Consider the following 19,424-nt stretch of genomic DNA (forward strand, 5'->3'; position numbering starts at 1 on the left):
ATGTCAGCCTTTCGGATGGTGCGCCGGGCGCCGAGCGCGGACGAACGGGCGCGGGTCGGTGAGCGCGGTGCGTCGGCTCGGTGGGTCTGCGCGGTGGGTCCGCGCGGTCGGGTCGGGCGCGGTCGGGTGGGCGCGGTAGGTGGGAGGTTCAGCCGCGGCCGCGCAGGGCGCGGGCGACCAGGCCGTCGATGTCCAGGTCCGCGATGGCGGGCCCGTCCACGGGCACCGGTCCCGCGTCCGGGCCGGCCACGCGCGGCTCGGGGGTCACGGCCGCCGGACCGGCCGCCGGCTCCGGCAGCAGCTCGGACCGCAGGTGGCGGGCGAGCGCGAGCGGGGTCGGGTGGTCGAAGACCAGGGTCGCCGGGAGCCGGACGCCCGTCGCCCGGGCCAGCCGGTTGCGCAGCTGCACCGCGCCGAGCGAGTCGAACCCGGCCTCCTTGAAGGCCTGGGCGGCGGCGACGGCGTTCTTGGACGGGTGCCCGAGGACGGCGGCGGCGGCGGAGCGCACCAGGTCGAGGACCTCGCGGTGCTGCTCGCGCTCCGGCAGCGCGGCCAGCCGGGCGGCGAAGTCCGCCGCGTCGTCGGCGGGCGCACCGGTGGCGGCGGTGCGCCGGGGCGTGCGGACCAGACCGCGCAGCAGCGGGTTCAACTCGCCGCCCGCCGCCTGCCCGCGCAGCGCGTCGCGGTCCAGCCGGGTCGGGACCAGCAGCGCCTCCGGAGAACGCAGCGCGGCGTCGAACAGCGCCAGCGCCTCCTCCGTCGCCATGGCCTTGAGACCACCCCGGGCCAGCCGGGCCCGGTCCGCCTCGTCCAGGTGCCCGGTCAGCCCACTCGCCTGAGCCCACAGGCCCCAGGCCAGTGAGACCGCCGGCAGACCGCGCTCACGACGCCACCCGGCCAGACCGTCCAGGAACCCGTTCGCCGACCCGTACAGGCTCTGCCCGGCGTTCCCGAACACACTGGCGCCGGAGGAGAACAGGACGAAGGCCGCCAGACCCAGGCCCTCGGTCGCCTCGTGCAGATGCCAGGCCGCGTCCGCCTTCGGCGCGAACACCTCCCCCAGCCGCCCTGCGGGCTGCCCCTCGAACACACCGTCGGCCAGCGCACCGGCCGTGTGCACCACCGCCGTCAGCGGACGCCCCGCCGGAACCCGACGGACCAGGCCGTCGACCACCGAACGGTCCGACACGTCCGCGGCCACCACCTCCACCTCGGCACCCAGCGCCTCAAGCCCGGCCACCAGCTCCGCCGTACCCGGCGCCGCCGCACCACGACGACTCACCAGCACCAGCCGCCGCACCCCGTGCGACTCCACCAGATGCCGGGCCACCAATCCGCCCAACGTCCCCGTACCACCGGTCACCAGCACCGTCCCCGCCGGATCCAGGACGCCGTGCCCGTCAGCGGAGGCCGGAGCGGAGGCACGCGCCAGACGCGGCACCACCACACCGCCGTCGCGCCAGAGCGCCTGGGTCTCGCCGGACGCCAGCAGGCCGCCCACCACCGACGGGTCCACCGCCGCGGCGGGGAAGCCCGTTCCCTCGCCGCCGAGGAGCACGATCCGGCCGGGCTGCTCCTGCTGGACCGAACGGACCAGCCCCCACACCGCGTTGACCGCCGGGTCCGCGTCCGGGGGCCCGGTCACGACCGCCAGCGGCTCCCCGCTCCGGGCGGGATCGGTGAGCCCCTGGTGCAGGAACTCCGAGACCCGGCCGACCAGCGCCCGGGCGCCCTCGGGCCCCTCGGCCGTCCCGGTGGTCAGGTCCAGCACCGCCGGGGCGGCGACACCAGCCGCGCCGGCGGGCAGGACGAGAGGCGTCCAGCCCACCTGGTAGAGGTGGTCGGTACCGGCCCCGCCGAGGCCGGCCAGCCGGTCGACCGGCACCTGCCGCAGCGACAGGGAGCCGACCGAGGCCACCGGTCCGCCGGTCGGGTCGGTGAGGACGAGCGAGAACGCGTGCGGGCCGGTCTGCCGGGCGTGCACCCGCAGAGCAGTGGGACGCGTGGCGAACAGGGCCACGTCGTTCCAGGCGAACGGCAGCAGGACGTGGCCCGGCTCCGGCTCGGCGATGCCCAGGAAGTTGGTGGCCTGCAGGGCGGCGTCCAGCAGCACCGGGTGGATGCCGAAGTCCTCGGCGGCCCGGCCGGCGGGCAGGGACACCTCGGCGTGCACCTCGCCGTCGAGCCGCCAGACGGCCCGCAGCCCCTGGAACGCCGGTCCGTAGCCGAAGCCGCGGTCCGCCAGCCGCTCGTAGAAGCCGTCCAGGGCGACCGGCTCCGCGCCGACCGGCGGCCACGCGCCGGGGGCGACGGTGTCCGGCGCCTGCTCGCCGCCCAGGAACCCGGTGGCGTGCCTGGTCCAGGCACCGCCCTCGCCGTCCTCGGGCCGCGAGTACAGGGCGAACGGCCGCCGGCTGCCGGGGGCGTCGTCCTCCGGCGCGTCCACCCGCAGGTGCAGCTGCAGGGCGCCGCGCCCGGGGACGAGCAGCGGGGCCTCGATCACCAGTTCCTCGACGGTGGGCGTGCCCGCCTCGTCGCCGGCCCGCGAGGCCAGCTCCAGCAGCGCGGCCCCCGGGGCGAGGACGGTGCCGGCGACGGCGTGGTCCGCGAGCCACGGGTGGTCCTTCGGGTCGAGCCGCCCGGTGAGGAGCGCCCCGCCCTCGGGCAGTTGCACCGCCGCGCCCAGCAGCGGGTGCCCGACGGGCGCCAGCCCGGCGGCGCCCACGTCGGTGGCGGGGCGGGTCTCCAGCCAGTAGCGCTGGTGCTGGAAGGGGTAGGTGGGCAGCTCGGAGGCGGGGAGGAGGGCGGCGTCCGGGAAGGCCGTGGACCAGTCCACGGGCAGGCCGTGCACATGGAGTTCGGCGGCGGCGAGCAGGACGCGGTCCCAGCCGCCGTCCTCGCGGCGCAGGGTCCCGGTGACGACGGTCGGCGCCTGGACAGCCTCCTCCAGGGCCTCGACGACGGCGTGCGCGAGCACGGGGTGCGCGCTGACCTCGACGAAGGCCCGGAAACCGTCACCCGCCAGGGTCTCGACGGCCTCGGCGAAGCGGACGGTCTGCCGCAGGTTGCGGTACCAGTACCCCGCGTCCAGCTCCGGACCCTCCAGCCAGCGGCCCTCGACCGTCGACAGGAACGGGACGACGGCCGGCTGAGGCTTCACCGCGCCGAGCAGCTCGGCGAGTTCGGCCTCGATCGACTCCACGTGCGAGGTGTGCGAGGCGTAGTCCACCGGAATCCGGCGCACCCGCACACCCTGCTCCTCGTACGCGACGACGAGCGTGTCCAGACCCGCCGGGTCACCGGCCACCACCACCGAGGACGGACCGTTCACCGCCGCGACCTCGACCCCGGCGGGGAGCCGGTCGGCCACCTCGGCGAGCGGCAACCCGACCGACACCATGCCGCCGCGTCCGGCCAGACCACGGGCGATGGCCTGCGACCGCAACGCCACCACCGCCGCCGCATCGTCCAGGGAGAGGATGCCGGCGACGTGCGCCGCCGCGATCTCCCCCTGGGAGTGGCCCACCACCGCGTCCGGCACCACACCCAGCGACGCCCAGAGGCGCGCCAGCGCGACGTTCACCGCGAACGACACCGGCTGCACCACATCCACCCGCTCCAACGAAGCGGCACCCGGCACCTCGTTCACCACATCCAGCAACGACCAGTCGACATAAGCCCTCAGAGCCTTGTCGACCTCACCGAACGCCTCCGCGAACACCGCCGACTCCGCGAGCAGCCGACGCCCCATCCCCGCCCACTGGGAACCCTGACCCGGGAAGACGAAGATCGACCGGCCGCTCACCTCCGCCCGGCCGGAGACGACACCCGCCGCCTCCTCCCCCCGTGCCACCGCGTCCAGCGCCGCCACCGTGTCCGCACGGTCGGCGGCCACCACCACGGCGCGCTGCTCCAGCGCGGCCCGCGCGGTGACGAGGGTACGGGCGGTACGGGCCAGGCCGGTGTCCGGCTGCTCGGCCAGGAGCCGGCCCCAGGCGCCGGCCTGGGCCCGCAGGGCATCCTCGGAGGCGGCCGACAGCACCAACGGCAGTGCGGCACCGGTCGGTTCGGCCTCCGGCTGCGGAGCGTCCCCGGCCGGGGCCTGCTCCAGGATCACGTGGGCGTTGGTGCCGCTGACGCCGAAGGAGGAGACGGCGGCCCGGCGCGGGCGGTCGACCTCCGGCCAGTCGCGGCGTTCGGTGAGGAGCGCGACCGCGCCCGAGTCCCAGTCGACCTTCGAGGTGGGCGTGTCGATGTGCAAACTCTTCGGCAGCACGCCGTGCCGCAGCGCCTCCACCATCTTGATGACCCCGGCCGCACCGGCCGCCGCCTGGGTGTGGCCGATGTTGGACTTCAACGACCCCAGCCAGAGCGGCTGTTCGGCCGGACGGCCCTGCCCGTACGTGGCCAGCACCGCCTGCGCCTCGATCGGGTCGCCCAGCGAGGTCCCCGTCCCGTGGCCCTCGACGGCGTCGACGTCCGCCGCCGTCAGCCGGGCGTTGGCGAGGGCCGCCCGGATCACCCGCTCCTGCGAGGGCCCGTTCGGGGCGGTGAGGCCGTTGGACGCGCCGTCCTGGTTGACGGCCGAACCCCGGACCACCGCCAGCACATCGTGCCCCAACCGCCGGGCGTCCGACAGCCGCTCCAGCAGGAGGACGGCGACACCCTCGGCGAGCCCGGTCCCGTCGGCGCCGTCCGCGTACGCCTTGCAGCGGCTGTCGCGCGCCAGGCCGCGCTGGGTGGCGAAGTCGACGAACACCTCCGGCGTGGCCATCACGGCGACCCCGCCGGCCAGGGCCAGCGTGCACTCGCCGTCGCGCAGCGCCTGCGCGGCCAGGTGGACGGCGACCAGGGAGGAGGAGCAGGCGGTGTCCACCGTCACCGACGGGCCTTCGAGACCCAGGGTGTAGGAGACCCGGCCGGAGGCGACCGAGCCCGAGTTGCCGATCCCGAAGTACCCCTCCAGGCCCTCCGGAAGGTTGAGCACGTGGTGCGCGTAGTCGTGGTACATCAGGCCCGCGTAGACACCGACCGGCTGCCCCTTGAGCGAGGCCGGGTCGATGCCGGCCCGCTCCAGGGCCTCCCAGGAGGCCTCCAGCAGCAGCCGCTGCTGCGGGTCCGTCGCCAGCGCCTCGCGCGGGGAGATCCCGAAGAGCGCGGCGTCGAAGCCGCCCGGGTCGGCGAGGAAGCCGCCCTCCTCGGCGTAGGTCTTCCCGGCGGCGTCCGGGTCGGGGTCGTACAGGCCGTCCACGTCCCACCCCCGGTCGCGGGGGAACGGGGCCATGGCGTCGGTGCCGTCGTGGACCAGGCGCCACAGGTCGGCCGGGGAGGCGACGCCGCCGGGCAGCCGGCAGGCCATCCCGACGATGGCGATCGGCTCGGTGCGCCGGGCCTCGACGTCGCGCAGGCGGCGCCTGGTCTGCTGGAGGTCGGCCGTGACGCGCTTGAGGTAGTCGCGCAGCTTGTCGTCGTTCGACATGGGGTTCTTCCTCGTATCCGTCATCAGGAAAGGCCGAGTTCGTTGTCGATCAGGTCGAAGAGCTCGTCGTCCGAGGCGGCGCCCAGGTCGACGCCCTCGGCCTCGGGCTCCTCGCCCGACTCCGCCCAGCGGGCGGTGAGGGCCTCCAGCCGGGCGGCCACCTGGGCGCGCAGTCCGTCGGGCGCCCCGGACGCGCCGGCCGTCCCGGCCGTGGCCGCCAACGCCTGCTCCAGCCGGTCGAGTTCGAGCAGGACGGGCGGCACGGCCACCGAGCCCGCCAGGCCCAGCCGGTCCCGCAGGTGCTCGGCGACGGCGGCCGGGGTCGGGTGGTCGAAGACCAGGGTCGCCGGGAGCCGGACACCGGTGGCCTCGGTGAGGCTGGTACGGATCCGCAGCGAGGTCAGCGAGTCGAAGCCGACGTCCTTGAACGCCTGAGCGGGCTTCACCGTCTCGTCGATGCTCTGGCCGAGCACCTTGGCCGCGCTGGCCCGGACCAGGTCCAGGAGCAGCCGGAGCTGTTCGGCCTCGCCCACCGCGGAGAGCCTGCGGAACAGGACCTCACGGCCGTCGCCGGCCGGCGCTCCGGCGGTGGCGGCGGTGCGGCGGGGGGTGCGGACCAGGCCGCGCAGCAGCGGGTTCAGTTCGCCGCCCGCCGCCTGCCCGCGCAGCGCTTCGCGGTCCAGCCGGGTCGGGACCAGCAGCGCCTCCGGGGACCTCAGCGCGGCGTCGAACAGCGCCAGCGCCTCCTCCGTCGCCATGGCCGCCAGGCCGCCCCGGGCCAGCCGGGCCCGGTCGGCCTCGTCCAGGTGCCCGGTCAGCCCACTGGCCTGAGCCCACAGGCCCCAGGCCAGCGACACCGCCGGCAGACCCCGCTCACGGCGCCACCCGGCCAGACCGTCCAGGAACCCGTTCGCCGACCCGTACAGGCTCTGCCCGGCGTTCCCGAACACACTGGCGCCGGAGGAGAAGAGGACGAAGGCCGCCAGACCCAGATCCCTGGTCGCCTCGTGCAGATGCCAGGCCGCGTCCGCCTTCGGGGCGAACACTTCCCCCAGTTCCTCCGCCGACCGCGTCTCGAAGACGCCGTCGGCCAGCGCGCCTGCGGTGTGCACCACCGCCGTCAGCGGATGCTCCGCCGGGACCCGACGGACCAGGTCGTCGACCACCGAACGGTCCGACACATCGGCGGCCACCACCTCCACCTCGGCACCGAGCGCCTCGAGTCCGGCCACCAGCTCCGCCGCACCCGGCGCCGCCACGCCGCGACGACTCACCAACAGCAGCCGCCGCACCCCGTGCGACTCCACCAGATGCCGGGCCACCAACCCGCCCAGCGTCCCCGTGCCACCGGTCACCAGCACCGTCCCCGCCGGATCCAGAACCCCCTGCCCGTCAGCCGAGTCCTGGACGGAGGCACGCGCCAGGCGCGGCACCACCGCGGTCCCGTCGCGCCACGCGACATGGGGTTCACCGGACGCGAGCGCGTCGGCCACCAGTGAGGCGGGCACCGCCGAGCCGTCGGTGTCCACCAGGACGATCCGGCCCGGGTGTTCGAGCTGCGCGGTGCGGACCAGGCCCCGGACGGCGGCCGCCGCCGGGTCCCCGGCGCCGTGCGCGGTCAGGACCGCGAGCGGGCCGGCGGAGTCACCGGCCAGGTGCTCCTGGATCCCGCCGAGCGCGGCGCCGACGAGTGCCCGGGCCGCCCGCGGCACCGACAGCCCCTCGGGGACGCGGGTCAGGTCGAGCACATCGTCCCCGGACGGGCGGTCCGCCGCCCGCGGCAGGTCGGCGGGCGCCCAGTCGACGCGGTACAGGTGCTCGGCGGCGGTGTCCCGGGCGGCGGACAGCCGCTCGGGCGCCACCGGCCGCAGGACCAGCGCCCCGACGGCACCGACGGGCCGGCCGACCGGGTCGGTCAGTGCGAAGGAGACGCTGTCCGGGCCCTCCCGGCGGGAGTGCACCCGCAGCGCGGTGGCCCCGGACGCGTACAGGGCCACGTCGTTCCAGGCGAACGGCAGCAGTACCTCCCCCGGTCCGGCCACCGGCGCCGCGCCCAGGTTGGCGGACTGCAGGGCCGCGTCCAGCAGGGCCGGGTGCAGTCCGAACCGCCCGGCGGAGTCCGTCAGTTCCTCCGGCAGCGCGACCTCGGCGAACACCTCCTCGCCCGACCGCCAGGCGGCCCGCAGGCCCCGGAACGCGTCGCCGTACTCGTAACCCGCCTCGGCCAGCCGCTCGTAGAAGCCGTCCAGGGCGACCGGCTCCGCGCCGGCCGGCGGCCACGCCTCGTAGCCGAACTCCGGTGCGGTCTCGGCCGCCAGGAAGCCGGTGGCGTGCCGGGTCCACACGCCGCCCTCCGCGTCCTCGGGCCGCGAGTGCACGTGGACGGCCCGGCGGTCGTCGTCGGCGGTGGCCGGGTCGACCGTGACACGGACCTGGAGGCCACCGCGCTCGGGCAGGATCCCGGGCGCCTCGACGACCAGCTCGTCGAGTCGGCCGAGACCGGTCCGCTCCCCCGCCCGCAGGGCGAGTTCGAGGAAGGCCGCGCCGGGCAGCAGGACCGTCCCGGAGACGGCGTGGCCGGCCAGCCACGGGTGCGATCGGATCGACAGCCGCCCGGTGAACACCTCTCCCCCGTCCGGCAGTTCAACCAGGGTGCCGAGCAGCGGGTGCTCGGCGGCGGCGACCCCGAACGCGGTCACGTCACCCGTGGCGGCCACGGGCTCCAGCCAGAAGCGCTGGTGCTGGAAGGCGTAGGTGGGCAGTTCGGAGGGACGGACGGTGCCGGCTCCGGCGTGGGCCGTGGACCAGTCCACGGACAGGCCGTGCACGTGGAGTTCGGCGGCGGCGAGCAGGACGCGGTCCCAGCCGCCGTCCTCACGGCGCAGGGTCCCGGTGACGACGGTCGGCGCCTGAACGGCCTCCTCCAGGGCCTCGACGATGCCGTGGGCGAGCACGGGGTGGGCGCTGACCTCGACGAACGCCCGGAAACCGTCACCCGCCAGGGTCTCGACGGCGTCGGCGAAGCGGACGGTCTGCCGCAGGTTGCTGTACCAGTACCCGGCATCCAGCTCCGGGCCCTCCAGCCAGCGGCCCTCGACGGTGGAGAGGAAGGGGATCGTAGCGGTCTGGGGCTTCACGGAGCCCAGCAGCTCGGCGAGTTCAGCCTCGATCGACTCCACGTGCGAGGTGTGCGAGGCGTAGTCGACGGCGATCCGCCGCACGCGCACGCCCTGCTCCTCGTACGCGACGACGAGCGTGTCCAGACCCGCCGGGTCACCGGCCACCACCACCGAGGACGGGCCGTTCACCGCCGCGACCTCGACCCCGGCGGGGAGCCGGTCGGCCACCTCGGCGAGCGGCAGCCCGACCGAGACCATCCCGCCGCGTCCGGCCAGGCCCCGCGCGATGGCCTGCGACCGCAGCGCCACCACCGCCGCCGCGTCCTCCAGCGAGAGGATGCCCGCGACGTGCGCCGCCGCGATCTCGCCCTGGGAGTGGCCGACCACCGCGTCAGGGATGACGCCCAGCGACGCCCACAGGCGCGCCAGGCCGACGTTCACCGCGAACGACACCGGCTGCACCACGTCCACCCGCTCCAACGAGGCGGCACCCGGCACCTGGTTCACCACATCCAGCAACGACCAGTCGACATAGGGCTTCAAGGCCCTGTCGACCTCACCGAGAGCCTCCGCGAAGACCACGGACTCGGCGAGCAGCCGACGCCCCATCCCGGCCCACTGGGAACCCTGCCCCGGGAAGACGAACACCGACCGACCACTCACCTCCGCCCGACCGGACACCAGCCCGGCCGCGGCCTCCCCCTCGGCCAGGACCTTCAGGGCGGCGACGAGCGCGGCCCGGTCGGCGCCGACGGCCACGGCACGCTCGGTGAACCGGGTGCGCGCGGTGACGAGCGCCCCGGCGGTGGCGGCGAGGTCCGGAGCCGGCTGTCCCTCCGCGAAGGCCGCCAGCCGCGCGGCCTGCTGACGCAGCGCCGCCTCCGAGGCGGCCGAGACCACCCAGGGAACCACGTTCTCCCCGGCACCGACGGGCGTTGCGGCTCCGTCGATGGGCTCGGCGCCGCCGGCCGGCTCCGCCTGCTCCAGGATCACGTGCGCGTTCGTCCCGCTCACGCCGAACGCCGAGACGCCGGCCCGGCGCGGGCGGTCGGCCGCCGGCCAGGCCCGCTGCTCGGTGAGCAGGGCGATGCCGCCCGAGGACCAGTCGATGTGCGAGGAGGGCGCGTCGATGTGGAGGGTCTGCGGCAGCACGCCGTGGCGCAGCGCCTCGACCATCTTGATCACGCCCGCCGCACCGGCGGCGGCCTGGGTGTGGCCGATGTTGGACTTCACCGATCCGAGCCAGAGCGGCTGTTCGGCCGGGCGGTCCTTGCCGTAGGTGGCGAGCAGGGCGTGTGCCTCGATCGGGTCGCCGAGCGGGGTGCCGGTGCCGTGCGCCTCGACGGCGTCGACGTCGGCGGCCGTCAGCCTGGCGTTGGCGAGGGCTGCCCGGATCACCCGCTCCTGCGAGGGACCGTTCGGGGCGGTCAGACCGTTGGACGCACCGTCCTGGTTGACGGCCGAACCCCGGACCACGGCCAGCACCTCGTGCCCCAACCGCCGGGCGTCGGAGAGCCGTTCCAGCAGCAGCAGGCCCACGCCCTCGGACATCCCGAACCCGTCGGCGGCGTCGGCGAAGGCCTTGCTCCGGCCGTCGGCGGCGAGGCCGCGCTGCCGGGAGAAGCCGACCAGGCCTTCGAGCGTGGACATCACCGAGGCGCCGCCGGCCAGGGCCAGCGTGCACTCCCCGGCGCGGAGCGCCTGGGCGGCGAGGTGCAGGGCGACCAGCGAGGAGGAGCAGGCGGTGTCGACGGTGATCGCGGGCCCTTCCAGGCCGAGGGCGTAGGAGAGGCGGCCGGAGAGCACGCTGCCCGCGTTGCCGGTGACCAGGTAGCCCTCGTCGGCGGCGCCGCCGGTGCCCTGGGTGCCGTAGTCCTGGCCGTGGGTGCCGATGAAGACGCCGGTCGGGGTGGCGCGCAGGGCGGTGGGGTCGAGTCCGGCGCGCTCCAGGGTCTCCCAGGCGACTTCGAGCAGCAGGCGCTGCTGCGGGTCCATCGCCAGGGCCTCGCGCGGGTTGATGCCGAAGAAGGCGGCGTCGAAGTCGGCGATGCCGGGCAGGAATCCGCCGCCGCGCACGTAGGTGCGGCCGGGGGCGTCGGGGTCGGGGTCGTAGCTGCCGTCGAGGTCCCAGCCCCGGTCGGCGGGCAGGCCGGTGACGGCGTCGCCGCCGGCGGCGACGAAGCGCCAGAGGTCCTCGCCGGAGTCGAGGCCGCCGGGGAAGCGGCAGCCGACGGCGACGATCGCGATCGGGTCGTCCTCGGTCCCGGCGGCCTGTGCCGCGGGGGTGGCGGGGGCGGCGGGGGCCGGTTCCTCGCCGACGAGTTCGGTCGCGAGGTGGGCGGCGAGGGCCTTGGGCGTCGGGTAGTTGAACACCAGGGTGGCGGGCAGGCGCAGGCCGGTGGCGGTGCCGAGGGCGTTGCGGAGTTCGACGGCGGTGAGCGAGTCGATGCCGAGTTCCTTGAACGCCTTGTCGACGTCCAGTGCCGTGGCCGAGCCGTGGCCGAGGACGGCGGCGGCGGTGTCGCGGACGAGGGCGGTCAGCAGTTCGTCGCGGTCGGCGGCGGAGAGTCCGGCGAGCCGCCGGGCGAGGGTGCCGGCGCCGTCCGCGGCGGTGCGGGCGGCGGCCCGGCGCAGGGCGCGGGGTGCGCGGGCGGCGGGTGCCAGGTCGCGCAGCAGCGGCGGGAGGTCCTCGGTGCGGACGCCGGTGACGTCGAGCCTGATCGGCACCACGGCCGCGGGCTCGCCGGTGAGCGCGGCGTCCAGGAGGGCGAGGCCCTGGTCGGCGGAGAGGGGGCGGGTGCCGACCCGGGCCATCCGGGCGAGGTCGGTGTCGCTCAGGCGGCCGCCCATGCCGGCGGCCTCGGCCCACAGGCCCCAGGCGAGCGACACGGCGGGCAGTCCGAGCGAGCGCCGGTGGGCGGCCAGGCCGTCGAGGAAGGCGTTGCCGGCCGCGTAGTTGCCTTGGCCGGAGCCGCCGAGGACGCCGGAGGCGGAGGAGTAGAGCGCGAAGGCGGCCAGGTCGAGGCCGGCGGTGAGTTCGTGCAGGTGCCAGGCGGCGTCGACCTTCGGGCGCAGCACGCTGTGCCACTTGGCGGCGTCCAGGGCTTCGATGACGCCGTCGTCGACGATCCCGGCGACGTGGACGACGCCGGTCAGCCGGTCGGCGAGGGTGTCGACGACGGCGGCCAGCGCGGTGCGGTCGGCGGTGTCGACGGCCTCGGCGCGGACCAGGGTGCCGTGCGCGGCGAGTTCTTCGAGCAGGTCGGCGGGTACGGCGGAGCGGGAGAGGAGCACGAGTTCCGCGACGCGGTGGACCGCCGCGAGGTGACGGGCCACCAGGCGGCCCAGGCCGCCGTTGGCGCCGGTGACCAGGACGGTGCCGCCGGCCAGCGGGGACGGCGCGTCCTGCGCGGGGGTGGGCGAGGCGGCCGGGCGGCGCAGGCGGGCGACCAGCCGTCGCCCGTCGCGCAGCGCCAGCTGCGGTTCGTCGTCCGGTGCGGCGGCCACCGCCCGGGCGGCGTCGGCCGGGTCGTCGGCCTCGACGAGGACGAAGCGGCCGGGGTTCTCCGACTGGGCGGTGCGCACCAGGCCCCGGACGGGTTCCTGGACGAGTTCGCCGCGCCGGGTGACGACGACGAGCCGGGAGTCGGCCGTCCGGTCGTCGGCCAGCCAGGCCTGGAGCGCCCGCAGGACGTCGTGGCCGACGGCGTGGGCGCGCTCGGGCACGGTGTCGGAGGGGGCGCCCACACCGGCGGGCAGGACCACGAGGGGCGGCAGGGCGCCGTCCTCGGGCAGGTCGCCGTAAAAGGTCCAGTCGGCGGGCGTGTCGGCGGCCTCGGGTGCGGGGACCCAGTCGACCTCGAACAGGGCCGCGTCGTCCGCCGGACCGGCGGTGAGGCCGCGCGGGTCCACCGGCCGCACGGTGAGGGCCTCGACGTCCACGACGGGGGCGCCGGTGTCGTCGGCGGCCCGGATGGTGAGGGTGTCGGGGCCGACGGGGGTGACGACCACGCGCAGCGCCTCGGCGCCGGTGGCGTGCAGGCGCACGCCGGCCCAGGAGAAGGCGAGCCTGGGCACGTCGGCGCCGGGGAGGAGGCCGGCCTCGCCGAGCGGGTGGAGGGCGGCGTCCAGCAGGGCGGGGTGCAGGCCGTAGGCGGCGGTGTCGGTGGTGGTGTCGGGGAGGCGGAGCTGGGCGTAGAGGCGGCCGTCGGCGAGCCAGGCGGCCTCGACGGCGTGGAACGCGGGGCCGTAGGCGACGGTGAGTCGGTCGTAGAGGCCGTCCGTGTCGAGCGGGCGGGCTCCGGCGGGCGGCCAGACCGTCAGGTCGTCGGCGGTGGCGGGCTCCGGGCCCTCGGGGGCGAGCGTTCCGGTGGCGTTGGCGTGCCACGGCAGGCCGGGGCCGGTGCGGGTGAGCAGCCGGACGGCGCGGCGGCCGTCCTCGGCCTCGCCGACGTGGACCTGGAGGTCGAGGCCGCCGCCGTCCGGGACGACGAGCGGGGCGGAGACGGTCAGTTCCTCGACCGTGGGCGCGCCGAGCCGGTGGCCGACGTGGGCGAGGGCGTCGAGCAGCGCGGTGCCGGGCAGCAGCGTCGCGCCGCCGACCCGGTGGTCGGCCAGCCAGGGCAGGGTGCGTTCGGTGATCCGGCCGGTGAAGACGGCGCCTTCCTCGGTGCCGAGCAGCAGTTCGGTCTCCAGCAGCGGGTGGCCGGCCTTGTCCAGGCCGACGGCGGCGAGGTCGCCGGCGGAGCGGCCCGGCCGGAGCCAGTAGCGCTGGTGCTGGAAGGGGTAGGTGGGCAGTTCGGACGGGCGGACGGTGTCGGCCCCGGCGTGGGCCGTGGACCAGTCCACGGGCAGGCCGCGGACGTGGAGTTCGGCGGCGGCGAGCAGGACGCGGTCCCAGCCGCCGTCCTCGCGGCGCAGGGTGCCGGTGACGACGGTCGGCGCCTGGACGGCCTCCTCCAGAGCCTCGACGACCGCGTGGGCGAGCACGGGGTGGGCGCTGACCTCGACGAAGGCCCGGAAACCGTCACCCGCCAGGGTCTCGACGGCGTCGGCGAAGCGGACGGTCTGCCGCAGGTTGCGGTACCAGTACCCCGCGTCCAGCTCCGGGCCCTCCAGCCAGCGGCCCTCGACCGTCGACAGGAACGGGACGACGGCCGGCTGCGGCTTCACGGAGCCCAGCAGCTCGGCGACTTCGGCCTCGATGGACTCCACGTGGGCGGTGTGGGAGGCGTAGTCGACGGGGATCCGGCGCACCCGGGCGCCGCGCTCCTCGAAGGCGGCCACCACGGTGTCGAGGCCGGCCGGGTCACCGGCCACGACCACCGAGGAGGGGCCGTTGACCGCGGCGACCTCGACCCCGGCGGGGAGCCGGTCGGCCACCTCGGCGAGCGGCAGCCCGATCGACACCATGCCGCCGCGTCCGGCCAGACCACGGGCGATGGCCTGCGACCGCAGCGCCACCACAGCGGCGGCGTCGTCCAGCGAGAGGATCCCGGCGACGTGCGCCGCCGCGATCTCCCCCTGCGAGTGGCCGACCACCGCGTCCGGCACCACACCCAGCGACGCCCAGAGACGGGCCAGCGCGACGTTCACCGCGAACGACACCGGCTGCACCACGTCCACCCGCTCCAGCGAAGCGGCACCCGGCACCTGGTTCACCACATCGAGCAACGACCAGTCGACATAGGGCTTCAGCGCCTCCGCGGCCTCCTCCAGAGCCCGCGCGAACACCGCCGACTCGGCGAGCAGCCGACGCCCCATCCCCACCCACTGGGAACCCTGACCCGGGAAGACGAACACCGACCGACCACTCACCTCCGCCCGACCGGACACCAGCCCGGCCGCGGCCTCCCCCTCGGCCAGGGCCCGCAGCCCGCTCAGCGCCCGCGCCCGGTCGGCGGCGACCACGACGGCCCGCCGTTCCAGCGCGGCCCGGGAGCCGGCGAGCGCGCGGGCCACGGCCGGCGCCTCGGCGACGGGCCTGGCCTCGGTGAACCCGGCGATCCGTTCGGCCTGTTCGCGCAGGGCCTCGGGGGAACGGGCGGAGAGCAGCCAGGGCACCGGGGTGCCGGAGCCGGCGTCGGGTTCGCCGTCGAGTCCGGCGGGCACCGCCCGGTGCGCCGGCTCCTGGGCGGGGGCCTGCTCCAGGACGACGTGGGCGTTGGTGCCGCTGACGCCGAACGAGGAGACGGCGGCCCGGCGCGGCCGGTCGACCTCGGGCCAGGCCCGTTCCTCGGTGAGCAGGGCGACCGCGCCGGACTCCCAGTCCACCTTGGTGCTGGGCTCGTCGATGTGCAGGCTCTTCGGCAGCACGCCGTGGCGCAGCGCCTCGACCATCTTGATCACGCCGGCGACACCGGCGGCGGCCTGGGCGTGGCCGATGTTGGACTTCAACGACCCCAGCCAGAGCGGCTGTTCGGCCGGACGGCCCTGCCCGTAGGTGGCCAGCACCGCCTGCGCCTCGATCGGGTCGCCCAGCGAGGTCCCCGTCCCGTGCCCCTCGACGGCGTCGACGTCCGCAGGCGTCAGCCCGGCGTTGGCGAGGGCGGCGAGGATCACCCGCTCCTGCGAGGGACCGTTCGGGGCGGTCAGACCGTTGGACGCGCCGTCCTGGTTGACGGCCGAACCCCGGACGACCGCCAGCACCTCGTGCCCCAGCCGCCGGGCGTCCGACAGCCGCTCCAGCAGCACCAGGCCCACGCCCTCGGCCCAGGCGGTGCCGTCAGCGCCGTCCGCGTAGGCCCGGGCCCGGCCGTCGGCGGAGAGCGCGCGCTGGCGGGAGAACTCGACGAAGGAGGTGGGCCGGGCCATGATCGCGGCGCCGCCGGCCAGGGCGAGCGTGCACTCGCCGTCGCGCAGCGCCTGGGCGGCCAGGTGCAGGGCCACCAGGGAGGAGGAGCAGGCGGTGTCCACCGTCACCGACGGGCCTTCGAGGCCGAGGGTGTAGGAGATGCGGCCGGAGGCGACCGAGCCGGCGTTGCCGGTGCCCAGATAGCCCTCCAGGCCGTCCGGGACCTCGGCGAGGTCGGTGGCGTAGTCGTGGTACATCAGGCCCGCGTAGACGCCGACCGGCTGCCCCTTGAGCGAGGTCGGGTCGATGCCCGCGCGCTCCAGCAGTTCCCAGGAGGTCTCCAGCAGCAGCCGCTGCTGCGGGTCCGTCGCGAGCGCCTCGCGCGGGGAGATCCCGAAGAAGGCGGCGTCGAACTCGCCCGCGTCGTGCAGGAATCCGCCGTGGCGGGCGTAGGAGGTGCCGGGGACGGCCGGGTCCGGGTCGTAGAGGGCGTCGAGGTCCCAGCCGCGGTCGGCGGGGAAGGGGGTGATCGCGTCGGTGCCCTCGGCGACCAGCCGCCACAGGTCGGCCGGGGAGGCGACGCCGCCGGGCAGCCGGCAGGCGGCGCCGACGATGACGACGGGGTCCTCGGCGGGCGGCACGGTGCGCGGTACGGGCGCGGGCCGGGCGGCGGTGGCCGGACGGCCGGTCAGGGCGTTCAGCAGGAAGGCCGCGACGGCGGTCGGGTTGGGGTGGTCGAAGGCGAGGGTGGCGGGCAGCCGCAGGCCGGTGGCGGCGGTGAGGCGGCCGCGCAGTTCGACGGCGGTGGCGGAGGTGAAGCCGAGGTCCTTGAACGGGCCGTCCGGGCGGATCGGGTCGGGGCCGTCGCCGGCCAGCCCGGCGGTCTCCGCGAGGACGAGGTCGAGCAGCTCGCGCTGCCGGTCGGCGGCCGGGCGGCCGGCCAGGCGGCGGCGCAGCGCGGCGGCGGTCGCGGTGTCCGGGGCGCTCGGGCCGGCCGGGGTGTCGATGAGGTCGCGCAGCAGGGCCGGGACGTCCTGCGGGGCGAGGGCGTCCAGCCCTTCGGGGTCGAGCCGGAGCAGCAGCAGGGAGGTGTGGTCGGCCAGGTGGGCGGCGTCGAAGGCGGCGGCGCTCTCCTGGGCGGTGAGCCGGCCGAGGCCGGGCGGCACGGGGCGTCCGTCCCCGTCGGCGGGGCCGGTGATGAGGGCGAGGCCGGGCAGGCCGTGGCGGCTGCGGTGGTGGGCGAGGGCGTCGAGGAACGCCGCGGCGGCGGCCTCCCCGGGGGCGCCGGGGGTGCCGAGCGGTCCGACGGTGGGGGTGTGCACGACGAAGGCGGACAGCTCGGTGCCGGCGGTCAGTTCGTGCAGGTTGACGGCGGCGGCGAGGGCGGCGCCGAGGCCGGGGAAGGCCGCGCCGGGGGTGTGGACGACGGCGTTGAGGCGCGTGCCCGGGCCGGCCAGCCAGTCGGCGAGGGCGTCGCGGTCGGCGAGGTCGAGGGCGCTGAGGCTGGTCTCGGCGCCGGCGGCGGTGAGCCGCCCGGCGAGTTCGGCGGCGGCCCGGTCGGCGGGGCCGTGGGGGCTGGTGAGCAGGATCCGGCGCACGCCGCGTCCGGCCACCAGGTGGTGGGCGACGGCGGCGGCGGCCGGCCCGTCGGCGCCGGTGACCAGGACGGTGCGGCACGGGTCGAAGCGGGCGCCGGGCTCGCCGTGGGCGAGCGCGGCGGACACCCGGGCGGCGCGCGGGCGCAGCGCCACGCCGGAGCGGACGACGAGTTCGGGTTCGCCGGAGGCGACGGCGGTGGCCAGGGCGTCGGCGGCGTTCTCCTCCGCGTCGAGGTCGACCAGCAGGAACCGGCCGGGGTTCGCCACCCGGGCGGCGCGGACCACGCCGCGCAGCGCGGCCTGGACGAGGTCGGTGGCGCCGCCCGGTCCGGCGGCGCCCCGGGTGACGACGACCAGCGCGGTGTCGGCGAGCCGTTCCTCGGCGAGCCAGGCGGTGAGCTGCCCGTCGAGGGCGCGCACGGCCTCCTCGACGTCGGCGGCGAGCGGCCCGGGGGTGCGCAGGCCGGCGCCGACGCCGAGCACGGCGGCATCGGGCAGCGGGCCGGCCGCGGCCAGCGCGGCCGGGTCGGGGTGGGCGGCGGCGCCGAGGGCGTCGGCGAGGCCGAAGGCGTCGGCGCCGAGCACCGCCCAGGTGCCGGCGGCGGAGCGGGCGCCGGGGACGGAGGAGAGCGGCAGCCAGTCGACGCGGAACAGGTGCTCGTAGTGGCTGCCGCCGGCGGCCCGCAGCCGGGCGGGCGCGTCCAGCAGCACGTGCCGGGTGATCTTGCCGGAGGCGGTGCGCGGGATGCGTTCCGTCTCGTACAGCTCCTCGGGGACCTTGAAGTAGGAGAGCCGTTCCCGGCAGGCGGCCAGCAGGGCCTCCGGGTCGAGGCCGCCGGGGCCGGGCACCAGGAAGGCCACCGGCACCTCGCCGAGCACCTCGTGGGGCTTGCCGACGACGGCGACGTCCGCGACGCCGGGCACGCCGCGCAGCACCTCCTCGACCTCGGCCGGGTGGATGTTCTCGCCGCCGCGGATGATGAGTTCCTTGATCCGGCCGGTGATGGTGAAGTAGCCGGAGCCGTCCCGCCGGGCGAGGTCGCCGGTGTGGTACCAACCGCCGCGCAGCGCCTGCTCGGTGGCCTCGGGCTGGTTGTGGTAGCCGAGCATCACGCTCGGGCCGCGCACCCAGACCTCGCCCTCCTCGCCGTCGGCGGCGTCCAGGCCGGTCTCGACGTCGACCAGGCGCACGCCCAGGCCGGGGACGGGCAGGCCGCAGGAGCCCTCGACGCGGGCGCCGGTGGGCCAGTTGACGGTGATCGAGCCGCAGGTCTCGGTGGAGCCGTAGGCGTCGATGAGCGGCGCGCCGAACGCCTCCTCGAAGGAGCGCCGCAGCGCGGCGGTGGTCATGGCGCCGCCGACCAGGCACATCCGCAGGGCCGGCGCGGTGAAGCCGTCCTCCCGGGCGGCGCGCACCAGCTGCTGGTACATGGTGGGCACACCGGCCAGGAAGGTCGCGGACTCCTCGCGGACGGCCTCCAGGACGTCCCGCGCGGCGAAGCCGTCGAGGATGCGGGCGGTGGCGCCGACCGCGGTGACGCTCAGCACGCAGGCGATGTGGGACAGGCTGTGGAACAGCGGCAGCGGCCAGACCACCCGGTCCTCGGCGCTCAGGCCGGGCACGGGCACGTAGCAGGCGGCGACCGACCAGAGGCAGTTGCGCTGGGTGGACAGCACGCCCTTGGGCCGGCCGGTGGTGCCGGAGGTGTAGAGCATCCAGGCGGGGTCGTCGAGGCCGAGGTCGTCGCGCGCCGGGGTGGCGGGGTCGGTGCCGGCCAGGGTCTCGAAGGAGAGGGTGCCGGCCGGGACGGGGCCCTCGCCGGTGACGATCACCCGCAGGTCGGCCCGGCCGCGGGCGAGGGCGTCCAGGCCGGCGGCGCGGGCGGCGTCGGTGATGACGACGCGGGCGCCGCTGTCGTCCAGCAGGTGGGTGAGCTCGGCCTCGGTGGCGTGCGGGTTGAGCGGGACGCCGATGGCGCCGGCGCGCAGGATGCCGAAGTAGGCCTCCACCACCTCGACGCTGTTGCCGAGCAGGATCGCGGCCCGGTCGCCGGGCTGGAGGCGCAGGTCGGCGAGGTGGCCGGCGATCCGGCCGGTGCGGGCGTGGAGCTCGCCGTAGGTCACGCCGCGGACGGCGTCGCGGAACGCGGTCTTGTCCGAGCTGTCGCGGGCGTGCTCGGCCAGCAGTTCGGGCAGCGGCCGGATCAGCTCGGTGCGCAACATGCCGTCACTTCCTTGGGTCGGTTCAGGGTCGGTTCAGGGTTGGTTCGGGGTTGGTTCGGGGTTGGTTCGGGGTCTGTTCCGGTCGGCCCGGTTCGGGCCTCGGGCGGGGCATTCGATTTCCGCCCGGCACCGGGGGTGGGCGGCGGCGGAATGGGGCTTGCATTTCCTGGCCGGAATGTCGCGGTACGGGGCCGGCGCAATTGCCGGGCGGC

General features: G+C 76.5%; 2 protein-coding genes and 1 pseudogene. All 3 read right to left on the minus strand.

The window, feature by feature from the left end:
• Positions 1-148: 148 nt before the first annotated feature.
• Positions 149-1,885: a type I polyketide synthase gene (locus ACLWS4_RS31915; RefSeq protein WP_416875969.1), complete on the minus strand. Its 1,737-nt coding sequence runs from the start codon at positions 1,883-1,885 to the stop codon at positions 149-151.
• A pseudogene (locus ACLWS4_RS31920) lies at positions 1,883-5,506 on the minus strand (type I polyketide synthase); the annotation flags it as partial. The pseudogene ACLWS4_RS31920 and the gene ACLWS4_RS31915, both read right to left, overlap by 3 nt.
• On the minus strand, positions 5,503-19,212 hold the full coding sequence (locus ACLWS4_RS31925) for an SDR family NAD(P)-dependent oxidoreductase (protein WP_416875956.1): 13,710 nt from the start codon (positions 19,210-19,212) through the stop codon (positions 5,503-5,505). The gene ACLWS4_RS31925 and the pseudogene ACLWS4_RS31920, both read right to left, overlap by 4 nt.
• Positions 19,213-19,424 lie beyond the last annotated feature (212 nt).

Origin of the sequence: Kitasatospora sp. SC0581 (genome assembly GCF_048159585.1) — a bacterium.
GTDB lineage: Bacteria > Actinomycetota > Actinomycetes > Streptomycetales > Streptomycetaceae > Kitasatospora.

Excerpts from the sequence above, each read along its gene's own strand:
- ACLWS4_RS31925 (WP_416875956.1), bottom strand. The coding sequence starts at position 19,212 with ATGTTGCGCACCGAGCTGATCCGGCCGCTGCCCGAACTGCTGGCCGAG.